Source organism: Curtobacterium sp. BNK-1 (assembly GCF_048685235.1).
GTDB classification, from domain to species: domain Bacteria; phylum Pseudomonadota; class Gammaproteobacteria; order Enterobacterales; family Enterobacteriaceae; genus Pantoea; species Pantoea agglomerans.
On record NZ_JBLQTJ010000001.1, the window covers coordinates 3081173 to 3098047 of the forward strand.

Below are 16875 nucleotides of genomic sequence, written 5' to 3' on the forward strand. Positions count from 1 at the left end.
TATGACCTCAATCCAGCAGAACCTACAGCAAGTGCGGCAGCGAATCGCTGCTGCTGCCGCGAGTTGCGGCCGCGCACCAGAAGAAATTACCCTGCTTGCAGTCAGTAAAACCAAACCTGCGAGCGCGGTCGAAGAAGCCTTTGCCGCTGGCCAGATTGCCTTTGGTGAAAATTACGTTCAGGAAGGGGTTGAAAAGGTCCAGGCACTGGCCGCACATCCTGAGCTGGAGTGGCACTTCATCGGCCCGCTGCAGTCCAATAAAAGCCGTCTGGTGGCAGAACATTTCGCCTGGTGTCACACCATTGACCGTCAGCGCATCGCGCAGCGGCTCAACGATCAGCGGCCTGCTTCGCTGCCACCACTGAATGTGTTAATTCAGGTAAATATCAGTGACGAGAACAGCAAATCTGGCATCATGCTGGAGGCCGTTTCCGGGCTGGCGGAGCAGATCGCTGCCCTGCCGCAACTGCGGCTGCGCGGATTAATGGCGATTCCGGCAGCAGAGAGTGATTACGCGCGGCAGCTGGCGGTGTGTCAGCAGATGGCGGAAGCCTTCCGGCAGCTGCAACAGCACTATCCGCATGCAGACACGCTTTCGCTGGGAATGAGCGATGACATGGAGGCGGCAATCGCCGCAGGCAGTACGATGGTGCGTATCGGCACCGCCATTTTTGGCGCACGAGATTATGCGCACAACTCACAACAATAACAGAGGAACTTCATGTTAACACTGACGTTTTTAGTAAAAACGCTGATCGATCTCTACGTCATGGTGCTGCTGTTACGCATCTGGATGCAGTGGTCCCGCTGCGATTTTTACAATCCAGTGGCGCAGTTTGTCGTAAAAGTGACACAGCCGATTGTTAAGCCGCTGCGCCGTATACTGCCGGCACTGGGACCGATTGATACCGCCTCGCTGCTGCTGGCATTTGTGCTGACTACGCTGAAATACCCGATTTTATTGCTGATTCAGGTGGGCGTCTTCTCGGTCGACCCAACCAATCTGCTGGTCGGCCTGCTGTCGCTGGTTAAATCCGCCGGCTATCTGGTCTTCTGGGTGATTATTATTCGCTCCCTGATGAGCTGGATCAGCCAGGGCCGGGGGCCTGTCGACTATCTGCTGGTGCAGTTAACCGAGCCGATGATGGCACCTGTTCGCCGTATTCTGCCTGCGATGGGCGGCATCGATTTCTCAGCGATGATCGTCATCCTGGTGCTGTATGCCCTGAACTTTCTCGGCATGGACCTGTTCCCGGGTCTCTGGTATCTGCTGTAAATGAATCAAACTGGAACTGTTATGCAAAAAGTTGTCCTCGCAACCGGCAATCCCGGCAAAGTGCGTGAACTGGCGGAGTTACTCTCCGCCTTTGGTCTGGATATCGTCGCACAGACCGACCTTGGGGTTGAATCGGCGGAAGAGACCGGCCTGACCTTTATTGAGAACGCGATTCTCAAGGCGCGTCACGCGGCACAGATCACCGGATTACCGGCCATTGCCGATGATTCCGGCCTGGCCGTGGATGCGCTGGGCGGCGCGCCCGGCATCTACTCGGCGCGCTACGCCGGTGAAGAGGCCAGCGATCAACAGAACCTGGAGAAGCTGCTGCAGGCGCTGGAAAACGTGCCGGACGGTCAGCGCCAGGCACAATTTCACTGCGTGCTGGTCTATCTGCGTCATGCGGAAGATCCGACCCCGCTGGTGTTCCATGGCAGCTGGCAGGGTGAGATCACCCGCGCCGCCGCTGGTGCCGGTGGTTTTGGTTACGACCCGATTTTCTTTGTCCCGGCACTGGGTAAAACCGCGGCCGAACTGAGTAAAGCGGAAAAAGGTGCAGTTTCTCACCGGGGTAAAGCATTGACGCTGTTGCTGGAAGCGATGCGTAATGCCTAATCTGCCGCCGTTAAGTCTCTATATCCACATTCCGTGGTGCGTACAGAAATGTCCCTACTGTGATTTTAATTCCCACGCGCTGAAAGATGAGGTGCCGCACGTTGAATACGTGCAGCACCTGCTGCGCGATCTGGAGATCGATTTACCGCTGATCAATGGCCGGGAAGTGCGCACGATCTTCATCGGTGGCGGCACGCCCAGCCTGCTGAGCAGCAGCGCGATGCAGATGCTGATGGATGGTGTGCGGGAGCGTCTGACGCTCTCGCCCGATGCGGAAGTGACCATGGAAGCCAATCCGGGCACCGTGGAAGCGGACCGGTTCAGCGCCTATCAGCGCGCCGGTATCAACCGTATTTCGATTGGCGTACAGAGTTTCAGTCCGCAAAAGCTGCAGCGCCTTGGCCGCATTCACGGCCCGGAAGAGGCGGTCCGCGCCGCTGAACTGGCCGAGTCGCTCTCGCTGCGCAGTTTTAACCTTGACCTGATGCATGGCCTGCCCGATCAGTCGCTGGAAGAGGCGCTCGATGATTTACGTCAGGCGATTGCGCTTAATCCACCGCATCTCTCCTGGTATCAGCTCACGATTGAACCCAACACCCTTTTTGGCTCACGCCCGCCGGTGCTGCCGGATGATGATGCGCTATGGGATATTTTCGAACAGGGCGATCAGCTGCTGCAGGCTGCCGGTTATCAGCAGTATGAGACCTCTGCCTACGCGAAGCCGGGTTATCGCTGTGAGCACAACCTCAATTACTGGCGCTTTGGCGACTATCTGGGGATTGGGTGTGGCGCACACGGCAAGCTGACGCAACCGGATGGCCGCATAGTCCGCACGGTGAAAACCCGTCATCCGCGTGGATTTATGCAGGGGAACTACCGCGAAAAGCAGTATGACGTTGCCGATAGCGACAAGCCGTTTGAATATTTCATGAACCGCTTTCGCCTGCTGGAAGCCGCGCCGCGCGACGAGTTCAGCCGCTATACCGGTTTATCAGAGCAGGTGATCCGTCCGCAGATGGATGCCGCGATTGCCGCGGGTTACGTGACTGAAACCGCGGAGCAGTGGCAGATTACGGAGAAAGGGAAACTGTTCCTGAATTCGCTGCTGGAGCTGTTCTTAGCGGAAGAGTAACAAAAGCGCCTCAGCCCGACAGGCTGAGGCGTTGACCTATTTTTTCAGTGCGCCGGTAAGCTGTTTACGCTGATCTTCCAGCGAAATAACGCGATTACACACCTCGTGACCGAAGTTCTGGAAATCCTGCTCCTGCTTGCTCCACTCAGCCTGAATCGACTGCTGCAACCCGCCCAGATTACCCATAATCGCCTGCAGCGGATTACTGCCGCCGCTGCCCTGCTTACTGCCCATCTCGTTCAGGCTATCCTGCATCACGCCGCCAAGGGTCGACTGCACCAGCCTTTCACCTTCGGCGCGAACCTGATCAATCGCCTGATGGTGGAACGTCAGCCCATCTTCACGGTGTTCAATGATGCGGTTCATCTGCTGTTTCAGCTGACCATTCAGCGTGGTCAGGCGATTACGCACGTTGCTGTCGGTGCCCAGTTTTTCGACGATGACCTGATCCAGTGCCGCACGCCCTTTCTCCAGACGTGATGTCGCCCCACTGTCGATCCACGGCAGATCGCGACGCAGCGCGTTCTGATAGTCGATCGCTTTCTGGCGTCCGGCCGTATCGAGCGTGACCTTCTGTCCATTGAACTGCACGTCGCCCTGCGGCGAGATTTCCATATTGCCGTTGGCACCGACCACCTGCACGCTCTGCGGCTTAATCACCACATCGTCCTGCGGCTTAACGCTGCATTCATAGGCTGCCTGAGCCTGGGTTGCTGCTACCAGCAGCACAGCAAGAAGCGCTTTACGCATCATATCTACTCCCTAAGATCGGGTCTTAAACCCTTTGATCGGGCCTCAGCCCGACACTGTGTGACGACTTAGTCCCACCAGACGTCAAAGAGTTCAGTCATCTGAACGTCCTGCAGCTTGCGATCTTCCAGCCATTTACGAACCAGAGCACGATGCTCATCGGTGCATTTGCCGGTTTTCTGCAGGCAAACCAGACCTTCCCACACCAGGTAACCGCTGCCATCGAAGGCCAGGCCGTTAGGGTCGATCGCTTCATTGATGAACTGGTTCAGCGTCTCATCAATTTCGCTTTCGCTGGTGCCTTCCGGGAAGCGCCAGGCAACCGAGAAGCCCAGTTCCTGAAACTCATCGATGTGCAGTTTTTTACGTAAACGGCGGCTGCGTTGTGTGGCCATTATTTCACCCTCTCAAACATTAAATCCCATACGCCGTGGCCTAAACGCTGCCCGCGCTGCTCAAACTTGGTCAGTGGACGCGTCTCAGGACGCGGCACATAATTCTGTTGTTCTGACTGGTTGCGGTAACCATCGATGCTGTTCATCACTTCCAGCATATGCTCCGCGTAGGCTTCCCAGTCGGTCGCCATGTGGAAAACGCCGCCCAGCTTCAGTTTACGCATCACCAGCTCGGCAAAAGGCACCTGGACAATACGGCGTTTATTGTGACGCGCTTTATGCCACGGATCGGGGAAGAAGAGCTGAACCATGCGCAGCGAGTTATCCGGAATCATCTTCTCCAGCACTTCCACCGCGTCATGGCACATCACCCGAAGGTTCTGCACATCGGCTTCTTTGGCGGCGGCCAGACAGGCACCCACGCCCGGCGCATGCACTTCAATACCCAGGAAGTTCTGATGCGGCGTGTTCTGCGCCATCGTTACCAGCGAAGCGCCCATGCCAAAGCCAATTTCCAGCGTCACCGGGGCTTCGCGGCCAAACAGCGCGGGCAGATCGACAGGCTCCGGCTGATATTCCACCCCCATGACCGGCCACAGGGTGTCCAGCGCCTGCTGCTGGCCTTTGGTTAAGCGGCCCTGGCGGCGCACAAAGCTGCGGATCCGGCGTAATGGCCGCCCGTTCTCATCAAATTCTGGGGTGATGACGTCATTAATCATGTAAAAGCCTGCTGGTTAGCCTGTTCCGGGAAACGGGCATTATGCAAAGTTCATAAGCAGAAGCAAGCCTTTGCAATCTTCCGGTTTACACCCAGGTGCGCATGTGCTGGAATTCCTGCCTGAGTGTAGAGTAAACACGGAAAATTTCCTTCTTATGATGCAAGCGCCGCAGTTCGCGCAACAGGTGCTGGACTGGTATCAGCGCTTTGGTCGCAAAACCCTGCCGTGGCAGCTGGAGAAAACGCCTTACAAGGTGTGGCTCTCCGAAGTGATGCTACAGCAAACCCAGGTTGCCACGGTTATTCCCTATTTTGAACGCTTTATGGCGCGCTTCCCCACGGTCATCGATCTGGCTGCGGCTCCGCTGGATGAGGTGTTACATCTCTGGACCGGCCTCGGCTACTACGCCCGTGCGCGTAATCTGCATAAAGCCGCGAAGCAGATTGTCGAGGTTCATCAGGGCGAGTTCCCGCGTAATTTCGATGATGTCTCTGCCCTGCCCGGCGTAGGCCGCTCCACGGCGGGCGCGATCCTGTCGCTGTCACTGGGGCAGCATTTCCCGATTCTGGATGGCAACGTCAAGCGCGTGCTGGCCCGTTGCTATGCCGTCAGCGGCTGGCCGGGTAAGAAAGAGGTCGAAAAGCGGCTCTGGCAGATCAGCGAAGAGGTCACACCCGCCGAGGGCGTCAGCCAGTTTAATCAGGCGATGATGGATCTGGGTGCTATCGTCTGTACCCGATCGAAGCCGAAGTGCGAAATCTGCCCGCTGAACAGCGGTTGTGAGGCGTATGCCAGCAGCAGCTGGGCGAGCTATCCCGGTAAGAAGCCTAAGCAGGTGCTGCCAGAGCGCAGCGGCTGGTTCCTGATGATGCAGGATGGTGATGATGTCTGGCTGGAGCAGCGCCCGCCTGTGGGCTTGTGGGGCGGCCTGTTCTGCTTCCCGCAGTTCACAACGGAAGCGGCGATGACCGACTGGCTGGCGGCCCGCGGCATCCATGCAAAACCGCAGCAGCTTACTGCGTTTCGTCACACCTTCAGCCATTTCCATCTCGATATCGTGCCAATGTGGCTGACGTGGCCTTCTGTCGGGGCGGCGATGGATGAAGCAGGCGGTCTCTGGTATAACTTAGCGCTGCCACCATCTGTGGGATTAGCCGCACCCGTTGAGCGCCTGTTACACGAGCTGCGCCATCCCCGACAACTGGCTTTGAACAGTTGTGAGATTAATGAGGAAGAATAATGAGCCGCACTATTTTTTGTACTTTTTTACAGCGCGACGCGGAAGGACAGGATTTTCAGCTCTACCCGGGCGATCTGGGTAAGCGCATTTACAACGACATTTCTAAAGAAGCCTGGCAGAAGTGGATGACGAAACAGACCATGTTGATCAACGAGAAGAAGCTCAACATGATGAATCCCGAAGATCGTAAAGTGCTGGAGAAGGAGATGATCAATTTCCTGTTCGAAGGTAAAGACGTTCATATCGAAGGCTATACACCGCCAGAAGCGTAAACATTCCGGGCCTCATCGCTGAGGCCGGTTATCCAGGTCAGGCTTGCATTCCCAATGAATAAAAAATTAATCGCCCTGCTGGTGATAGCACCACTTTTGGTTTCCTGTTCCGGGTCAAAGAAACAGCAGTCCCACGAGGAGTGGGTAAAAGATACCAACGCCTTTGATATTCTGATGGGGCAGTTTGCTCATAATATTGAGAATATCTGGGGTATCAATGAGGTCCTGATCGCCGGACCCAAAGATTACGTCAAATATAGCGACAACTATTACACCCGCAGCCACATTAACTTTGAAAGCGGTAAGCTGACCATCGAGACGATTTCTGGCACCGATCCTATGGCCAGCCTGCGTCAGGCGATCGTGACCACCCTGTTGATTGGTGAAGATCCGGGTAATGTCGATCTCTACTCTGACGCCAACGATATTGAAATCAGTAAAGAGCCGTTGCTGTATGGGCAGGTGCTGGATAATACCGGTCAGCCGATTCGCTGGCAGGGTCGCGCGGAAGCCTTTGCTGACTATCTGATTCAGAATAAATTGCAGCGCCGCACCTCGGGTCTGCATGTGATTTACACCATTTCGATTCCGATGGTGCCGAACCACCTGGATAAGCGTGCGCACAAATACCTGCCGATGGTGCGTAAAGCCGCCGATCAGTATGGTGTTGATGCCTCGTTGATTCTGGCGATTATGCAGACCGAGTCGAGCTTTAACCCCTACGCCGTGAGCCATTCTGATGCGCTGGGTCTGATGCAGGTGGTGCAGCATACTGCCGGTGTTGACGTGTTCCGCATGAAGGGTAAATGGGGCAAGCCGAGCCGCAGCTACCTGCTGGATCCAGAGAACAATATTGATGCGGGTACCGCTTATCTGTCGCTGTTGCAGCGTAGCTATCTGGGCGGCATTCAGGATCCGGTGTCACGCCGTTATGCGGTGATCACCGCCTATAACGGCGGCGCAGGCAGCGTGCTGCGCGTCTTCTCCAGCGATAAAGACCGAGCGTTTTCGATGATTAACGGCATGTCACCGAGCAAGGTTTATTCGACCCTGGCGAACCAGCATCCATCGGCGGAATCGCGTCGTTATCTTTATAAGGTGAGTACCGCGCAGAAGAGTTATCGGGGATTCTGATTGGCTCAGCGCTAAAGCCGGGGGGAGTGTTCGCTGCGCGAACAGGCTTGGGTGCAGCGCCTGAAGCTGGGATTGTTCGCTGCGCGAACAGGCTATGAGAAGGTTTCGTTCGCTTAGCAGCGGGTATGCACCGAGCGGGTTCCGCCCGCCAGGCGATCAGGAGTGAAGCGCCTGAAGCTGGGATTGTTCGCTGCGCGAACAGGCTATGAGAAGGTTTCGTTCGCTTAGCCGCGGGTATGCACTGAGCGGGTTCCGCCCGCCAGGCGATCAGGAGTGCAACGCTGAAGCTGGGATTGCTCGCTGCGCGAACAGGCTATGAGAAGGTTTCGTTCGCCTGGTAAGCCGGGCAGTTTCAGATTCGCCTCTGCAGGCGACCGACAAGGGGGCGCCAGTCGCCGCGCCCCCTTGACCCCGGGCTCCGGCCTGCTTCACCGCCGCTTCGCGGTTCCTTCGCTACTTCAGGATTTCTCACGGAACGGCGGGACGCGCCATCCCTGGCGCGAACCCGCCTCTTCGCGACATCCCTGTCGCTCGTCCTGAAATCCCTCATCCGCTCAGCGGCTCTGACGGCCTCCCCACCCCCTCGCTGTTATCTCTTCTTTTTATGTTGGGTTCGCTGTCGCTGTGAGTTTGGGATTGCCTCTGACTTTCGGCTCAGCAAACAGAATGGCATTCAACTCGCCCGCTGTTATTTCTGCTTTTATGTTGAGTGCTTTTTCGCTGTAGTTTTTTTGGGATTGCCTCTGACTTTTGGCTCAGCAGACCGAATGTTATTCAACCCACCCGCTGTTATCTCATCTTGTTATGTCGGGTACTTTATCGCTGTATTTTTTTGGGATTGCCTCTGACTTTTGGCTCAGCACACAGAATGGCATTCAACCCTACCCGCTGTTATCTCGTTTTCAGGTAACTAAGATTGTTGCGGTGAACTTCAGGAATTGAGACTGGCTTTCAGACCACCAGAAAACTGTGCACCAAAGAAAACATAAAGAAATAACAGGCGGGGGTTTCCCAGAGGCGTCCGAAGCGCTGAGGAACAACCGCAGGCCAGGATGAGCCGACAGGACGTCGGCGAAAGGACGGTACGAGCCAGGGATGGCGAGTCCGGACGGTCCGTCGGCCGCAGGGCGTGACGAAGGCACCCCGCACAGCGGGGCGCGCAGGCAGCCGGACGCCGGGATTGTTAAGGGGCGGGCGTCCGCCCCTTGACGCGTCCGCCTGCTCAGGCAACCTGAAACTCCCCATCGCCTGGCGGGCGGAACCCGCTCAGTATTAGCCCGCTGCTAAGCGAATGAAACCTTCTCATAGCCCGTTCGCGCAGCGAACAAAAAGGCAGGCGGGCCGCTACCCGCCTCTGCCCACGCTCAGTTCAGCGCCCCACTATCATATTGGCCACCAGATACTTCCGTCCCTGGTCATCCTCTTCGGTGTAAACGCCCTGCAGCTCTGGTGAGAAGCCAGGCAGCAGATTAAGCCCCTCTTCCAGCGCCAGGAAGTAACGCTGCACCGCGCCGCCCCAGACTTCCCCCGGGACGACGCACAGCACACCCGGTGGATAAGGCAGTGCACCTTCCGCGGCAACCCGGCCTTGCGCTTCGGCTATCGGCACCAGCTCCACTTCGCCGCGAATATAAGCCTGATGCGCATCCTGCGGATTCACCCTGACCGGCGGGAACTCCGCGGCGCGGAACATCAGGCGCTGCAGATCCTTGACGTTGTGACTGACGTAAAGGTCGTGCATCTCCTGACAGAGGCGACGCAGGGTATACCCGGCATAGCGTTCGGCATTTTTGCGATAAATGGTCGGCAGCACTTCGGCCAGCGGCGCATCCTCTTTGACGTGCTGCTCGAACTGCGCCAGCATCGCCACCAGATTCGCCATCTTCTCCGGACTCTCTGCCGGGGTCATCAGGAACAGGATTGAGTTGAGATCGCACTTCTCCGGCACAATGCCGTTTTCGCGCAGATAGTTCGCCAGAATGGTCGCCGGAATCCCGAAATTACTATACTCACCGCTGGCCGCATCAATCCCCGGCGTGGTCAGCAGCAGCTTGCAGGGATCCACCCGATACTGATCGCGCGCATAGCCCGCGAAACCGTGCCACTTCGCCTGCGGTTCAAAGCTGAAGTAGCGCAGATCGCGGGCGATCGTCTCAGTGGGCGCATCCTGCCAGCGCTGACCATCTACCGTCTCCGGCACAAACGGCAGGATCATCTCACAGCGATCCAGGATCGCTTTACGCGCCTCAATACCCAGCGTGACGCACTCATCCCACATGCGACGCCCCGCTTCGCCCTGATGCATTCTGGCGTTGATATCCAGCGCGGCAAACAGCGGATAAAACGGACTGGTGGATGCGTGCAGCATAAAAGCGTTATTCAGTCGCTTATGCGGGCAGAAGCGGCGCTGTCCGCGAATATGATTATCTTTTTTATGGATCTGCGAAGTCTGCGAAAAACCTGCCAGCTGCTTATGCACTGACTGCGTGACAAAAATGCCGGGATCGTTCTCATTCAGTTGCAGGGTCAGCGGCGAACAGCCTTCCATCAGTGGAATGAACTGCTCATAACCGAGCCACGCGGAATCAAACAGGATGTAATCACACAGATGGCCGATGCGATCCACTACCTGGCGCGCGTTGTAGACCGTGCCGTCGTAGGTGCCCAGCTGGATGATCGCCAGACGGAAAGGCCGCTCTTCAGCCGCGCGCTGCGGAGCCACGGCCGCGATCTGCTCGCGCAGATAAGCCTCATCAAAACAGTGCGCGTCAATGCCGCCAATAAAGCCGAAAGGATTGCGCGTCGCTTCAAGATAAACCGGGGTCGCGCCCGCCTGAATCAGCGCACCATGATGGTTCGACTTGTGATTGTTGCGGTCGAACAGCACCAGATCGCCACGCGTCAGCAGCGCATTGGTCACCACTTTGTTGGCACTTGAGGTACCGTTGAGCACAAAGTAGGTTTTATCGGCGTTGAACACCTTTGCCGCATACTTCTGCGCATCTTTGGCCGAGCCTTCGTGGATCAGCAGATCGCCCAGTTTGACGTCGGCATTGCACATATCAGAGCGGAAAACATTCTCGCCGTAGAAGTCATAAAACTGTTTGCCCGCCGGATGCTTTTTAAAGAACGCACCGCCCTGATGTCCGGGACAGGCAAAGGTGCTGTTCTGCATATCGACATAGCGGGTCAGCGTCTCGAAGAAAGGGGGCAGCAGCGCCGCTTCATACGCCTGCGCAGCCGCTTCCAGCGCGATCCACTCCTGCGGATCGCCATTCAGCTCACCGCTGACGCCGGGCAGGTGCATCACCTCTTCTTCAAACGCGTTAGCGACAAACACCGGCAGATTAAAGCCGGTATGACGCAGCAGCGCCAGCACGCCGCTACGGGTATCCGCCAGCGAGACGACAACTGCCGCCACATCGGTGAAGTCGGTGTTATCCAGCGTCACCACGTCTCGCGCAGTGTTCAGGGTCAGACTGGGCGCCACAGCGGCGCTGGCAGCAATTTTCAGTGGAGTCATAACAGAATCCCTAACGTCAGGGAGGAAGTGCCAGAGGCACAATTATGGGGACAGTGCCCCGGCGAATACTTAACAGTCAGAAGGCGTTACGCAGCCCGTGGAGAGCAGATCCATAGCCGCTGCCCGGCTGGCCTCACCGCATGGTGAATAACGGAGATATCGGAAAAGAGGAAAACCCGGTGAGCGCCGGAAAAAGCGAACGGTAATCCGGGCGGATGCGCGGTGAACCGGACATGGCGACGTCCTCAGTGGCAAAGAAGCAGGGTCAAAAAGTGGCGGTCATAATGTCATCTTTTTCAGGCATGGACAACCCGAACCAGGTAATTATTCAGTCACCCTCTTCGCATGTAACAACATGATTTTTATAGTCTATTTATCATAAAAAATTCACAATACGACTAATTATCTGAATTATATGCAGATTTATGCACTTAACTCACTGCCGCTGTCAGCCTGTTTTTCCGCTCGTGTCGTCTTCATTGCCGGGAGACGGGGCCATTGCCCTACCGCATTGCATCTGCCAGGCGTAAACTGATCTTCTCTTTCCCACTCTGCCGGAGGCTGCATGTTCAAGGCACTGGTCATTGAAAATGACGAACAAGGTTACCGTTCCCTGCTGAAAGATCTCCCCGAATCTCAACTGCCTGACCACGATGTCACGCTCGACGTCAGCTACTCATCCCTGAACTACAAAGATGCCCTGGCTATCTGTAACAAAGGCCCGATTGTGCGCCAGTTCCCGATGGTGCCAGGTATCGATTTTGTTGGCCGGGTGACGGCCAGCCGCCATCCTGACTGGAAAGAGGATGATGTGGCGCTGCTGACGGGCTGGGGCGTGGGCGAAAAACAGTGGGGCGGCCTGGCACAGAAAGCCAGCGTCAGTGGCGACTGGCTGGTGCGCCCGCCCGCCACGCTGAGTCCGCTGCAAACCATGGCAATCGGTACGGCGGGACTGACCGCAATGCTCTGCGTGATGGCGCTGGAAAAACAGGGCATCACACCTGAACAGGGGCCGGTACTGGTAACCGGTGCCAGTGGCGGCGTCGGCAGCTATAGCGTCAGCCTGCTGGCGCGTCTGGGTTATCAGGTGATCGCTTCCAGCGGGCGCACCAGCGACCATGCCTATCTGATTGATACGCTGGGCGCGGCATCGGTCATTGACCGTGAAGAACTCTCCCAACCCGGCAAGCCACTGGCAAAAGAGCGCTGGGCCGCCGCGATAGACAGCGTCGGCAGTCACACCCTGGCGAATGTGCTGGCCGCCACCCAGCGGGACGGCGCGGTTGCCGCCTGTGGTATGGCGCAGGGACTCGACCTGCCAGCCAGCGTCGCACCCTTTATTTTGCGTGGCGTTACGCTGGCCGGTGTCGATAGCGTGATGTGTCCGAAGCCGCTTCGTCAGCAGGCGTGGCAACGACTCGGTGAGCTGATGGATAGCGAACGGCTCAGTAAGCTGAGCCGGGTGATCCCGCTAAGTGAAGCCAGAGAAGGTGCGCAGGCATTGCTGGATGGCAAAGTGCAGGGACGTCTGATTGTCGACTGCCGCTAAACCTGTTTAAAGGCGCGTTTCGCGCCTTTAACGATCGGCTCGCTGCAGCCGTTTTATGAGTCCTTCCAGCGCGAACTGTGTCCCCTGCTCCATCACCGATTTCGGATCGCCGCTGAACTGATGGCACTCCGCTTCGTCTCTGCCGTCGGGCAATACCCAGCCAAACCAGATGGTGCCCGCCGGTGTACCATCTTCGCCGCCATCCGGTCCGGCATAGCCGGTAATGGATAATCCCACCGGCTCGCCGGAGCGGGCGCAGGCGCCCTGCACCATCTCCCGCGCCGTCTGTTCGCTCACCGCCGTATGCTGTTTCAGCGTGTCAGGGCGCACCCCCAGCAGACGGATTTTGGCATTTTCGCTGTAGGTGACAAAGCCGCTGGTATAAAAGTCTCCGCTGTTTTCCACCGCGGCCAGCGTCATGCTGATCAGCCCGGCGGTACAGGATTCGGCGGTCGCCAGATGAAGTCCGGAAGAGAGTAAAATATTACCCAGTTGCTCAGCGGTCTGATCTAATGATTTTGCCATTATGGTCTCCTTGAATCTGTCCGGAACTCCAGGTATAGCGCAAAATCAGCGAATAAAACCGCGCAAGGCGATGTTTTTAAAGCGAAACGGTCTAAATGCGCAGCTGGATATGCGGCTGTCCACTCCCGGCATGCGCCACTACCTGCAGATCGGCCTGGTACCAGCGCGTCAGCGTCGATTCCGTCATCACCGTCTGCGGTGAGCCTTGTGCCACCAGTCGGCCTGCGTGCAGCAGCAGTATGCGATCGGCCCACAATGAGGCCTGATTAAGGTCATGTAACACGGTACAGACGGTGAGATCTCCGGCGCGCGTCAGCTGGCGTAATAAACGCAGGGTTTGCTGCTGCCAGAAGAGATCCAGCGCCGAAGTCGGCTCATCCAGAAACAGCCAGCCGCGTGGTCTTCCCTCATGCCAGAGCTGTGCCAGCACCCGCGCCAGCTGCACCCGTTGTTGTTCACCGCCGGAGAGCTGGCGGTAATCGCGCTGCGCCAGCCCTTCACAACCTGTCAGCCGCATAACCTCAGCCACAATCTGCGACGTCTGCGCCTCCGGCCAGGGCGCACGGCCCATCGCCACGACCGACTGCGCAGACTGTGCAAACGTCAGGTTGTTCTGCTGGCGCATCACTGCCCGGCGTCGTGCCAGCTGCTCACGCGGCCATGCCGTCAGCCGTCGATCGCCCAGCCAGCACTCGCCCCGATCGGGCGACAGAAATCCCGTCAGCATCCGCAGTAGCGTCGACTTACCTGCGCCGTTGGGGCCAATCAGTGCCACCAGCTCGCCACCTGACAGCGTGACGTCGAGGTTATCGATAACGGTTTCGCCGCCGTACGCGAGACACAATCCCCTGGCCTGTAAAATTTCCATCACTCCAGCCCTCGCTGTTGACGCAGAATCAGCCAGAGAAACCACGGACCACCAATCAGGCTGGTCAGCAGCCCTACCGGCATCTCGGCCGGAACCACCAGAGTGCGCGCCAGCGTATCGGCCAGCAGCAGCAGAATCGCTCCCGCCAGCGCTGAGCCGGGCAGCAGCCAGCGGTGATCGCCGCCAAGGCAAAAACGCATCACGTGTGGCACCACCAGTCCGACGAAGCCGATCACGCCGCTGACCGAGACCGCCGTACCGACCAGCAACGCACTGAGGATCAGCAGCTGATGCTGAGTACGCTTCACATCAACGCCCATGTAGTGCGCATCCTCTTCGCCCGCCTGCAGCAGGTTAAGGTGGCGGGCGCGAGTCTGTAAAAGCAGCAAGGCTGGCAGAATCAGCAGCAGGCAGATCAGCAGTGCAGGCCACTGTGCCTGGCTGAGGCTTCCCATGCCCCATAACGACAGCTGGCGCAGCTGCTGGTCGTTGCTCAGCCATGACAGCACGCCTACCGCCGCGCCGCACAGCGCATTAATCGCAATGCCGACCAGCAACAGCCGCGAAAGATTGCCGCGCGCCAGCCGACTGAAACTGAAGATCAGCAGTGTAACCAGCAGACTGCCGATAAACGCGGCGATCATCGGTAGCCACAATTCCAGCGGTGCCGGCAACGCCAGCGGAATAATGATTGCCAGCGCCACCGCCAGTCCCGCCCCGCTGCTGATCCCCAGCAAACCGGGATCGGCCAGCGGGTTACGAAAAACACCCTGCATCACTGCGCCAGAGACTGCCAGCGCCATGCCCATCACCACCGCCAGCAGCACGCGCGGCAGACGGATATCCAGCCAGATCTGCCAGATAAGATCGCTGAGCGGTGCCTGCCACAGCGCCCGCACTGAAAGCGACATCGCCCCCAGATTTGCCGCCAGCACCATCGCCACCAGCAGGAAGATCAGCATCAGCACCAGGCCACGCAGCGCATTATCCTTAATCATGGTTCAGCGATTCCGCCGCCTGACGCAATTTCACGATTGCCCGCGGCGTATCAAGGCCAAACCCCAGCAGTGCCATGGTGTCGATCACCAGCAGACGATGCTGCTGCCCGGCAGGCGTCAGCGCCAGACCCGGTAACTGCCACAGCTGCGCTTCGCCGCCCAGGGTTTTCAGGCCATCCTCGCCTATTACCACCAGATCCGGCGCGGCGGCGATCACCCCTTCCTGCGACAGTGCCTGATAGTGCGGCACCGAGCCCATAGCATTCTCCAGCCCGGCGCTGCGAATGGCGCCATCGGCCGCAGTCTGATTTCCCGCCGCCATCGATTTCATGCCGCTGTTCGCCATGATGTAGAGCACTTTTACCGGCAGCGGTTGCTGCGGCAACTGGCGAATCTGCTGCGTCATCTGCTGCGCCAGTGCCTGAGCTTCGCTTTCACGCTGCAGCGCCTGGCCCACAGTGATAATTTTCTGCGGAATCGCCTGCAGGCTGCTGTCGCCGCTGACCGTGACCACCCTGACGCCCGCGCGGGCAATCTGTTGCAGCACCAGCGACGGTTGCGCCTGCGCGCTGGCGATCACCAGCGTCGGTTTCAGTGCCAGAATGCCTTCGGCGTTGAGCTGGCGCATATAACCCACGTCCGGCAGTCGGGCGGCCTGCGCCGGACGCAGACTGGTGCTGTCGCGCGCAACCAGCTGTGACTGGGCATCCAGCGCATAGATAATCTGAGTGACGTCACCACCAATCGACACCACCCGCTCCGCCGCCAGTGATGGCAGCGTCATCAGCAGCCATAACAGCATCGCTCTTTTCATGCCGCCGCTCCCGGCGTGCGGAGTGCGCCAATCTGCTCGCGCCAGCGTGACTGCTCTGGCGTACCTTCCGTGCGCTGACCGTAGAGCTGGGCGATCTGCGTGCCGTCGGCGGCGAACAGTTCCAGGCTGGTAACAAAGCCATCGCCCGTTGGCTTGCGTGTTACCCAGCTTTCGCTAATCTGATCAGCCATCAGATGCAGCGTGAACTGCGGATTGAAGATGTTGAGCCAGTTTTCCACTGGCTGCAGCTTCTCTACCCTGCCGGTGAAAATCTGAGTACAGCCACGGTTGCCGACAAAAATCATAATTTCATTGCCCGCCTGCTGTGCCATCTGTAGCAGGCGCTCAAGTGCGTCGTTGCCGGTCTGCCAGGCGAGATCCTCACCCACCGCGCGAAACGCCTGCGGCCGTGACACCTGGTGGCGCTTCAGCAACGCGAAAAACTGATGAACATCGGTCATGGCGCGCCATTCACGGTCGATGGCGGTGGCATCAATCGCCTCCGTCAGGGGAGCAGCGGCAACCGGCTCAACCACGAGCGGCGTCGCCGCGGCGTCGGTAAAGTCGGCGATCAGCGTCTGCCACGCTGCCATGCTGGTCTGCTCCGTGGCGTAAACTTTCAGTACCGCATCGCCATGACGATCAAAAATCTGAATGCTGTGACGAACGCCCTGCCCGGTCGGCTCCTGCAGAGCAAAGGCGCTGCACCACTGACCGATGAACAGGCGCAGATCGAGCGCACGGGGATTAAGCACCAGGCCACCATGCGCGCCAATCTGCACATTGTGGTATTCACCCAGATGTTCATGTACCGCATAAGCGTTACGGGTAATGTTTTTGGTTTCGCCGACTGCGCCCAGTGCCTTCAGCAACGCCGGAAAATCGCGTTTCAGCGCCACGGCATCAACGCCGATGCGCGCTTCACACAATTCCGCTTCGCTGATGCCGATCAGCGCGGCCAGGTCGCGGGCATATTTCTTCGGTTGTTCACCTTTAAGGACAAGATAGTGCTGATAAATCGGGTTCATGACTCAGGCTCTCTTAGTAGTGCCCTGCATCAGCGCA

The 16875-nt window shown here is 58.0% G+C and carries 17 protein-coding genes; 8 read left to right on the forward strand and 9 right to left on the reverse strand.

The genetic code is table 11. The annotated features are described in order from the left end of the window. Position 1 precedes the first annotated feature (1 nt). From ACMGGP_RS14545 to hemW, 4 genes are read left to right on the forward strand one after another with little or no spacing between them, the layout of a single operon-like run. Positions 2-709 carry a YggS family pyridoxal phosphate-dependent enzyme gene (locus tag ACMGGP_RS14545; RefSeq protein ID WP_010671071.1) on the forward strand — a complete coding sequence of 236 codons (708 nt, stop codon included), beginning with the start codon at positions 2-4 and terminating at the stop codon, positions 707-709. A gap of 12 nt (positions 710-721) precedes the next feature. Further along, a complete protein-coding gene (locus ACMGGP_RS14550) occupies positions 722-1276 on the forward strand; it encodes a YggT family protein (RefSeq protein ID WP_010248879.1) in 555 nt (184 codons plus the stop codon). Positions 1277-1297: 21 nt separating this feature from the next. Continuing rightward, the gene (locus ACMGGP_RS14555) at positions 1298-1891 is read left to right on the forward strand and encodes an XTP/dITP diphosphatase (protein WP_010671072.1); all 594 of its coding nucleotides are present in this window, start codon (positions 1298-1300) and stop codon (positions 1889-1891) included. Beyond that, positions 1884-3023, forward strand: coding sequence for a radical SAM family heme chaperone HemW (gene hemW / locus ACMGGP_RS14560; RefSeq protein WP_010248883.1), 1140 nt, complete (start codon positions 1884-1886; stop codon positions 3021-3023). The genes ACMGGP_RS14555 and hemW overlap by 8 nt, the downstream gene beginning before the upstream one ends. A 36-nt stretch (positions 3024-3059) precedes the next feature. Here the strand turns inward: hemW and ACMGGP_RS14565 are convergent, their stop codons facing one another. The 3 genes from ACMGGP_RS14565 to trmB all read right to left on the reverse strand — a co-directional run bounded on the left by ACMGGP_RS14565 (position 3060) and on the right by trmB (position 4887). Then, positions 3060-3776 carry a YggN family protein gene (locus ACMGGP_RS14565; RefSeq protein WP_010248885.1) on the reverse strand — a complete coding sequence of 239 codons (717 nt, stop codon included), beginning with the start codon at positions 3774-3776 and terminating at the stop codon, positions 3060-3062. A gap of 65 nt (positions 3777-3841) precedes the next feature. Beyond that, entirely contained in the window at positions 3842-4168 is a 327-nt protein-coding gene (locus ACMGGP_RS14570; protein WP_003853403.1) for a YggL family protein, read from the reverse strand. Further along, the gene (gene trmB, locus ACMGGP_RS14575; RefSeq protein WP_010248887.1) at positions 4168-4887 is read right to left on the reverse strand and encodes a tRNA (guanosine(46)-N7)-methyltransferase TrmB; all 720 of its coding nucleotides are present in this window, start codon (positions 4885-4887) and stop codon (positions 4168-4170) included. The genes ACMGGP_RS14570 and trmB overlap by 1 nt, the downstream gene beginning before the upstream one ends. Before the next feature lie 154 nt (positions 4888-5041). Here trmB and mutY point away from each other — a divergent pair, with 154 nt between their 5' ends. The 3 genes from mutY to mltC are packed head-to-tail and all read left to right on the forward strand — an operon-like array spanning position 5042 to position 7533. After that, positions 5042-6127: an A/G-specific adenine glycosylase gene (gene mutY / locus ACMGGP_RS14580; RefSeq protein WP_045139639.1), complete on the forward strand. Its 1086-nt coding sequence runs from the start codon at positions 5042-5044 to the stop codon at positions 6125-6127. Further along, positions 6127-6399, forward strand: a complete 273-nt coding sequence (locus ACMGGP_RS14585; protein WP_498798586.1) for an oxidative damage protection protein — start codon at positions 6127-6129, stop codon at positions 6397-6399. Before mutY ends, ACMGGP_RS14585 begins: the two co-directional genes overlap by 1 nt. 54 nt (positions 6400-6453) lie before the next feature. Beyond that, complete coding sequence (gene mltC / locus ACMGGP_RS14590) at positions 6454-7533, forward strand: membrane-bound lytic murein transglycosylase MltC (RefSeq protein ID WP_010248892.1); 1080 nt, start codon at positions 6454-6456, stop codon at positions 7531-7533. A 1369-nt stretch (positions 7534-8902) separates the two neighbouring features. Here mltC and ACMGGP_RS14595 read toward each other — a convergent pair. Continuing rightward, a complete protein-coding gene (locus ACMGGP_RS14595; protein WP_010671074.1) occupies positions 8903-11056 on the reverse strand; it encodes an ornithine decarboxylase in 2154 nt (717 codons plus the stop codon). A gap of 565 nt (positions 11057-11621) precedes the next feature. Between ACMGGP_RS14595 and acuI the strand changes: the two genes are divergently transcribed. Then, entirely contained in the window at positions 11622-12605 is a 984-nt protein-coding gene (gene acuI, locus ACMGGP_RS14600) for an acrylyl-CoA reductase (NADPH) (protein ID WP_064689971.1), read from the forward strand. Positions 12606-12632: 27 nt separating this feature from the next. Here acuI and ACMGGP_RS14605 read toward each other — a convergent pair whose 3' ends face one another. The 5 genes from ACMGGP_RS14605 to ACMGGP_RS14625 all read right to left on the reverse strand — a co-directional run bounded on the left by ACMGGP_RS14605 (position 12633) and on the right by ACMGGP_RS14625 (position 16838). After that, on the reverse strand, positions 12633-13130 hold the full coding sequence (locus ACMGGP_RS14605) for a CinA family protein (protein WP_010671076.1): 498 nt from the start codon (positions 13128-13130) through the stop codon (positions 12633-12635). A 91-nt stretch (positions 13131-13221) separates the two neighbouring features. After that, the gene (locus ACMGGP_RS14610) at positions 13222-13998 is read right to left on the reverse strand and encodes a heme ABC transporter ATP-binding protein (RefSeq protein ID WP_498798587.1); all 777 of its coding nucleotides are present in this window, start codon (positions 13996-13998) and stop codon (positions 13222-13224) included. Next, positions 13998-14996, reverse strand: coding sequence for a FecCD family ABC transporter permease (locus ACMGGP_RS14615; RefSeq protein WP_045139636.1), 999 nt, complete (start codon positions 14994-14996; stop codon positions 13998-14000). Before ACMGGP_RS14615 ends, ACMGGP_RS14610 begins: the two co-directional genes overlap by 1 nt. Beyond that, the gene (locus ACMGGP_RS14620; RefSeq protein WP_033772557.1) at positions 14989-15810 is read right to left on the reverse strand and encodes a heme/hemin ABC transporter substrate-binding protein; all 822 of its coding nucleotides are present in this window, start codon (positions 15808-15810) and stop codon (positions 14989-14991) included. The genes ACMGGP_RS14615 and ACMGGP_RS14620 overlap by 8 nt, the downstream gene beginning before the upstream one ends. Then, positions 15807-16838: a hemin-degrading factor gene (locus ACMGGP_RS14625; RefSeq protein WP_498798588.1), complete on the reverse strand. Its 1032-nt coding sequence runs from the start codon at positions 16836-16838 to the stop codon at positions 15807-15809. The genes ACMGGP_RS14620 and ACMGGP_RS14625 overlap by 4 nt, the downstream gene beginning before the upstream one ends. Positions 16839-16875: the final 37 nt, after the last annotated feature.

Excerpts from the sequence above, each read along its gene's own strand:
- ACMGGP_RS14620 (WP_033772557.1), bottom strand. The coding sequence starts at position 15,810 with ATGAAAAGAGCGATGCTGTTATGGCTGCTGATGACGCTGCCATCACTG.
- ACMGGP_RS14605 (WP_010671076.1), bottom strand. The coding sequence starts at position 13,130 with ATGGCAAAATCATTAGATCAGACCGCTGAGCAACTGGGTAATATTTTA.
- mltC (WP_010248892.1), top strand. The coding sequence starts at position 6,454 with ATGAATAAAAAATTAATCGCCCTGCTGGTGATAGCACCACTTTTGGTT.
- ACMGGP_RS14545 (WP_010671071.1), top strand. The coding sequence starts at position 2 with ATGACCTCAATCCAGCAGAACCTACAGCAAGTGCGGCAGCGAATCGCT.
- ACMGGP_RS14625 (WP_498798588.1), bottom strand. The coding sequence starts at position 16,838 with ATGAACCCGATTTATCAGCACTATCTTGTCCTTAAAGGTGAACAACCG.
- ACMGGP_RS14565 (WP_010248885.1), bottom strand. The coding sequence starts at position 3,776 with ATGATGCGTAAAGCGCTTCTTGCTGTGCTGCTGGTAGCAGCAACCCAG.
- ACMGGP_RS14555 (WP_010671072.1), top strand. The coding sequence starts at position 1,298 with ATGCAAAAAGTTGTCCTCGCAACCGGCAATCCCGGCAAAGTGCGTGAA.
- ACMGGP_RS14570 (WP_003853403.1), bottom strand. The coding sequence starts at position 4,168 with ATGGCCACACAACGCAGCCGCCGTTTACGTAAAAAACTGCACATCGAT.
- ACMGGP_RS14585 (WP_498798586.1), top strand. The coding sequence starts at position 6,127 with ATGAGCCGCACTATTTTTTGTACTTTTTTACAGCGCGACGCGGAAGGA.
- hemW (WP_010248883.1), top strand. The coding sequence starts at position 1,884 with ATGCCTAATCTGCCGCCGTTAAGTCTCTATATCCACATTCCGTGGTGC.
- acuI (WP_064689971.1), top strand. The coding sequence starts at position 11,622 with ATGTTCAAGGCACTGGTCATTGAAAATGACGAACAAGGTTACCGTTCC.
- ACMGGP_RS14550 (WP_010248879.1), top strand. The coding sequence starts at position 722 with ATGTTAACACTGACGTTTTTAGTAAAAACGCTGATCGATCTCTACGTC.
- trmB (WP_010248887.1), bottom strand. The coding sequence starts at position 4,887 with ATGATTAATGACGTCATCACCCCAGAATTTGATGAGAACGGGCGGCCA.
- ACMGGP_RS14595 (WP_010671074.1), bottom strand. The coding sequence starts at position 11,056 with ATGACTCCACTGAAAATTGCTGCCAGCGCCGCTGTGGCGCCCAGTCTG.
- ACMGGP_RS14610 (WP_498798587.1), bottom strand. The coding sequence starts at position 13,998 with ATGGAAATTTTACAGGCCAGGGGATTGTGTCTCGCGTACGGCGGCGAA.
- mutY (WP_045139639.1), top strand. The coding sequence starts at position 5,042 with ATGATGCAAGCGCCGCAGTTCGCGCAACAGGTGCTGGACTGGTATCAG.
- ACMGGP_RS14615 (WP_045139636.1), bottom strand. The coding sequence starts at position 14,996 with ATGATTAAGGATAATGCGCTGCGTGGCCTGGTGCTGATGCTGATCTTC.